Origin of the sequence: Cellulomonas hominis (genome assembly GCF_005239125.1) — a bacterium.
GTDB classification, from domain to species: domain Bacteria; phylum Actinomycetota; class Actinomycetes; order Actinomycetales; family Cellulomonadaceae; genus Cellulomonas; species Cellulomonas hominis_A.
The window spans coordinates 1-2,852 of sequence record NZ_SZYE01000290.1; the positions used below are offsets into that span (position 1 = coordinate 1).

Below are 2,852 nucleotides of genomic sequence, written 5' to 3' on the forward strand. Positions count from 1 at the left end.
GCCGCCGCGTGGGGTGGTGCCGCCGCGTGGGGTGGTGCCGCCGCGGGGGCCCGTGCCGCCGCCCGGGTCGGTGGCGCCGCCGCGCGGGCCGGTCGGCCCGGCTGCGCCCGTGCGCGCGGGCGGCCCTCCGGGACGGGGTGGTCCCGTGCCCGGGCCGGTCCCGTCCCCGGCGACGCAGCGGCCGTTCGACGTCGCCCGGCTGTTCGTGCTCGCCGGCGCGGGGCTGGTCGCGGCGGCGGCGCTCGTGTTCGCGTTCTTCTTCCTGGCCGGATCGCCGGGCCCGCGGGTCGTGGTCATGCTGGTCGCGACCGCCGGCGCGGTGGCCGGGACGCTCGCGCTGCGCCGCAGCGGCCTGGGCGCGTCGGCCGAGGCGGTCGGCGGGCTCGTCGCGGCCCTCGCCGTCGTGGACGCCTGGATGATCGCGCTCCTCGCCGACGGACCGGTCCGGTGGCTGGCGCTCGCGTTCCTGCTGCTCGCCGTCGGCGTCGGGCTGCCCGCCGCCGGCCTCGCCGTCCGGGTGCGCGCGTGGACGGTGGCGGTGCTGGTGCTGCCGCTCGTGCCGCTGTGCGTCGCCGCGGCGTGGCCGGGCCCGTGGGCGTGGCACCTCGCCCTGCTCGCCGCGGCGCTCGTGACCCTCGTGCGCGCCGGGTACCGCCGGGCGGTCGCCGCCCGGTTCGGCGCCGACGGCTCCGTCGTCGACGCGGTGCTGGCCCTCGGTGCCCTCGCGCTGATCGGCGGCGCCCTGATGGCCGCCGTCGTGCTGCCGGAGCCCGTGCCCGGCTGGGAGACGGGCGGGCTCGCGCTGGCGCTCGTGCTGGCGGCCGTCGTCACCCGGGTGCAGGCGCTCGCCGAGCGGCCCGCGTGGGGCGCCGCGGCGGCGTGGGTCTGGGTCGCCGGCGGCATGGCGGTGCTGTCCGCGGGCGTGGCCGTCGCGTCCGTGCTGCCCGCCCCGCTCGGCACCGTGCCGCTCGCGGCCGCCGCGGCGTGGGCCCTGCTCGTGCTCGTGCCGCGGCTGCTGCCCGGCGACCGCGGCTCGGAGGCGGCGTACCGCGCCCAGGTCGCGGGCGGCTGGACGGCGCTCGTCCTCGCCACCGGGCCGGGCACCGCGGTCGGGGTCCTGGAGACGCTCGGCCTGCTCGGCGCGGTGCGGCTCGACACCGGCGCCCCGCTGCCGGGCGACGGCTGGGCGCTGCCGCCCGGGGCGTTCGACACCACGGGCTTCGGGGCCGGCGCCGGGCCGGTGCTCGCCGCCGTCGTGCTCGCCGGGGCGCTCGCGGCGATCGGGCGTGTGCCGCTCCTGGCGGTCGCGGAATCGGTGCCCGTCGCGGCCCTGGGCGGCCGGCCGCTGCCCCTCCAGCCGGGACCGCCCCGGTACCCGGGCCGACCCGGCACCGTCCTGGTCCGCAGCACCGTGTGGCGGCAGCACGCCGCGGTGGTCGTCGGCCGCGCGTGCCTGCCGCTGGGCGTCGTCCTCGCTGGGTGGGTCGCCGTCGGGCTGCTCCGCCCCGCCTCGGTGTCGCTGCTGCTCGGCGAGCTCGTGCTGGCGGCGGTGCTGGTGGAGGTCGCCCGGCGGGTCCCCGCCGCGGGCGCCGCGCCCGGTCTTGCGGCCGGTCTCCCGGCCGGCACGGCCGACGCGGCCGGCGCGGCCGGCGCGGCCGGACCCGCGCGGGTCCGGCCGGTCCGGCGGATCCCGTGGCGGGCCACCCTCGTCCCGACGGCGTTCGCGCAGATCGCCTTCCTCGCCCTGCTGACCTGGGTCTCGCGGCCGACGACCGCGCTCGGCGCCGTCGCGGTCGTCGCCCTGCTGCTGCGGGCCCGCGCGCTCCTCCCGCGGGACGTCCGCGTGGTGCTGGTCGGGCTCGCCGCGGCCTACGCCGGCGCGGTGCTCGCGGTCGTGCTCGCCTGGTCCCGCTGGGACGGCTTCGGCGTGTCCGGCGGCGTCGCGGTCGCCCTGCTCGCCGTGGCGGCGGTGCTGGCGGTGCTGCCCCGGGTCGGCGACGACACCTGGCTCGGCGTGCTCGTCGTGGCGCTGGTCCCCGCGGTGGTCGCGGTGGCGGCCGTCGCGGTCGACCGCACGTGGTGGGGCGCCGGAGCCGCCGCCGCGCTGCTGCTCGTGGAGGTGCTGCTGCTCGACACCCGACGCCGGCCGGTGCCCCCGTGGGCCCGGGTCACCGCGGCCGCGCTCGTGCTGCCGACCGTCGCCGTGGTCGTCATCTGCGCGGGCGCCGAGCTGCTGCCGGGCTCCGGCTCACCCGTCCTGCTGCCCGTCGTCGCCGTGCTCGCCGCCGCAGCCGCGGTGGCGGCCCCCGCGATCGGCGACCGGCTGCGGCACCGCGCGCCCGGCACCCCGGGCGGCCAGGCGCGCGTCGCCGTGGAGCTGGCCGCCGCCGGCACCGGCGCGGTCGCGCTCCTGCTCGGCATCGCGCGGACCCCCACCGGCGCCGACACCGTGCTCGTGCTCTGCGCCCTGCTCGGCTCCGGGGCCACGGCGGTGGCGCTGCGTCCCGACCGGCGGCTCGCCTGGTGGCCGGCGGCGCTGCTGTGGTGCGGCGTGACCTGGTCGGCGCTCGTCTGGTGGGGCGTCGGCCTCGTCGAGGCGTACACCGCGCCCCCGGCCCTGGCCGCGATCGTGGTCGGCACGATCCTCGCGCGCCGCGGCGACCGGTGGCGGCCGCTGGTGGCCGCCGGGGTCGCGCTGCTCGTCGCCCCGACGCTGCTCCTCGCCCTCGCCGGCCGCGACGTGGGCCTCCGGTCGGCTGTGCTGCTCGCCGTCGCGGCGCTGGCGGTCGCCGCGGGCGTCCTCGACCGCCGCCGGGTCGCGCCTGCCCTCGCCCGGTCGGCGCTCACCGAGC

1 pseudogene is annotated in these 2,852 nt (G+C 81.6%); it reads left to right on the forward strand.

The annotated features are described in order from the left end of the window. Positions 1-145: 145 nt before the first annotated feature. Positions 146-2,852, forward strand: a pseudogene (locus FA014_RS18950) (hypothetical protein); the annotation flags it as partial.